The 2587-nt window shown below is 37.9% G+C and carries 3 protein-coding genes and 1 pseudogene; all 4 read right to left on the reverse strand.

Annotated features, from left to right (window positions below):
• Positions 1 to 575: 575 nt before the first annotated feature.
• Entirely contained in the window at positions 576 to 701 is a 126-nt protein-coding gene (locus tag H6F92_RS26420) for a hypothetical protein (RefSeq protein ID WP_265795437.1), read from the reverse strand.
• Positions 702 to 829: 128 nt separating this feature from the next.
• Positions 830 to 1030, reverse strand: a complete 201-nt coding sequence (locus tag H6F92_RS00120; RefSeq protein ID WP_012265925.1) for a hypothetical protein — start codon at positions 1028 to 1030, stop codon at positions 830 to 832.
• Between the two features lie 15 nt (positions 1031 to 1045).
• Positions 1046 to 1294 carry a type II toxin-antitoxin system RelE family toxin gene (locus H6F92_RS26660; RefSeq protein ID WP_190356374.1) on the reverse strand — a complete coding sequence of 83 codons (249 nt, stop codon included), beginning with the start codon at positions 1292 to 1294 and terminating at the stop codon, positions 1046 to 1048.
• 630 nt (positions 1295 to 1924) lie between these two features.
• A pseudogene (locus tag H6F92_RS25555) lies at positions 1925 to 2467 on the reverse strand (ISKra4-like element ISMae18 family transposase); the annotation flags it as partial.
• Positions 2468 to 2587 lie beyond the last annotated feature (120 nt).

Below are 2587 nucleotides of genomic sequence, written 5' to 3' on the forward strand. Positions count from 1 at the left end.
AGTTCACAAAAAACAACAAAAAGTAGGGTAACTTAGACCAAGTTTTGACTCAATTTATTCAATCTCAGCTATTTTTTGTTATCTGAGACGTTTTCTCATAGTCTAAACTCCAGAGAATTAGTTAATGAACTCTATCAAAAAGCCCGACAAAAATTAGAGAAAAGAAAAACCTTTTTTAATGATATTAGAGCTTTGGTCAAATATGAATGGTTTGAAGATTGGTCAGAGTTATTTGTTTATATAATATCAGAAGGTGAGCAAAAGAAATTCATTAATACAAGCTAAATAAGTCACAACAAAAATTATGAGAGTGAGGAACAAAAGTCAATAAATTAACTAAGAAAGAAAAGAAAAAATACCTAATTTTGATAAAAAAAAGAATTAGGAACGGTCGGTTATGTTCGTTTTTGTGTAGTATGTATGTAGCCTATAAATCTAGGAGGAAAAGAGCAAAGGAAACAGGGGGATTTTCGGTTAGTTCTCTATTTTAAAAGGAGAACTTAGTTCTTCTCTTCTTCAAAATGAGAATTGCTGGCTTTGTATCAAGATGGTGTTCATTTGCTCACAACTGTGATTCAAGCTTGTTGTTCTACTACTTCAAGACACACAGCGATGCTTGTTTGACTTGCCATACGTCTTTCTAAAAGAGCCGCACCCAAATCCAATAATAACATCTTATCGTAGGGCGATGCACTGCCCACCAATTCATCTTTAAACTCTTAGCCAGGGGTGGTGGTGGGTATTGCCCACTACAATAACGATAATGACAAGATTGATAAAACGATGATAGGAGGTTAATTATTTCGAGATTAAAACAAGATACAACCAATCAATCAATATTTAGCATCTTCTTAACCTCATCTAGAGAATAAGTTTGACTATCCTTTTCTTCTTCTTTTGCTTGTATTAAATCTTCCAAATCCTCTAAGTCTTCTAAGATTTCTTTAATTTTCATAAACTCCTCATAAGTTAAAACAGCAAATTCTTTTTTGCCATTTTTGATTAAGAATTCCGGATGTAATTCAATCATTGTTTTCTCCTTAATTTAAGTGTAGGCATTTTGTCGATGTTTAACACGATAAATCACTAAAGTTATTTCTCCAACCTCAAACAGAATTCGATAGTTACCCACCCTTAACCGATAATTAGGGGTAAAATTCTTTAATTGCTTGACATCTCCTTGTAAATTATCCTTCATTGCTTCAATTTTAGCCATAATCCGAGTCCGCTCTTGAGAAGACATTTTTTCTAAGTCTTTGATAGCTTTAGGCTTGAATTGAATTTGATATTTCACATTAGACCTCTTGCATAAATCAGAGAAATTGACGATTTCTAATTTTGGATTTTGGATTGAGGGATTTAGGACTTTGGCTCTTCTGGTTTCTGTGTGGAAACGAGGTCTATACTGATAGTTTCTTCCACAAAATAGTCCTAAAAGTCTTGCCCAGTAAACATTTAACCTTACATAAGCAAAAATTATCACACAAAGTCGAGAAGAGCCGGACTTTTGCCAAAAATCTATTAATTGTACCTCAATCAGCTTAAGGTGGGCTATCAAGCCCAAATAAAACATCTTATAGTGATGGGCAATGCCCACTTAGATATTATGTTCCAAGACAGAGCCTTGGAACAAGCAGTAAGGTAGATGTTGTCAAGTTAGGACATCTAGTTGCGCCCTGTAGTTCTCCCTCTCCTCGTAGGAGAGAGCCGGGGAGAGGTCATTTCAGTTATCAGTGACTACCGCCTAGATTAATTTTCTTTAGGTTTTCATTTATCATACCACATTCCGCAGGTTGAAAAACAGAAAGAAAAAGACAGAGTAGGAAAATTTGTAGTGAACACTACGAGAAACTGAGAAAACGGGTTTCTTCAAGAAACCCGTTTTCTGGAGGGAGCATCCCACTTGTGCAATAAGTATAAATGCTTAAGCGACCAACGAAGCTACGCCTGGGGCTATAGCACCATTGAGATAAGCACAACGGAGCTTTAAATATTGTGGCACATTTTCCGCTTGACCCTGCGCTCCGACAATTTTCATCCGAGCGCTAATCTGCTTAATCGTTGACTCGACACTGCCTGAGCCGATACAGATTCCCAATTCCTGATACAAACCGTAATCAGGTATTCGGGAGCGGTGCTTGTTCACATAAGCCCGAAAGTTGACCCCCCCTGTGCCTTTCCAATCTTTCAATTCCTAATAGCCTAAATCGATTTCTCCTGCCCACAAGTGATTTTCCACCCGCTTGAGGACTTGATTAGAACCTCCCACCTTATGTAAGTTTTCGTTCAAGTGAAACCAGTCGAGAACTTCTCTTCTTTGATAGCTTTCCCCTATCTGAGCCATGAGATTCCAGATTCCATCATGACCATCCCCAAGACTTGTGACTATGGGGGCTAAGGGCTGGGCATTTACCCAATCTATTAGCGGCTGATTTTCTTGAAAAAAGGCAGCACAGACAGTTCCGTGTCAGCTTAGGGACTTGCGTAAAAATAAGATGCCAGCTAGGAGGGCAGAACCGTCACATCCCATTTGGGCAAAGTTTCAGAACGCTGCGTTGAAAGGTGGCAATTGTTCTAATTCTTTGGT

It is taken from the genome of Microcystis wesenbergii FACHB-1317 (genome assembly GCF_014696875.1).
GTDB classification, from domain to species: domain Bacteria; phylum Cyanobacteriota; class Cyanobacteriia; order Cyanobacteriales; family Microcystaceae; genus Microcystis; species Microcystis wesenbergii_A.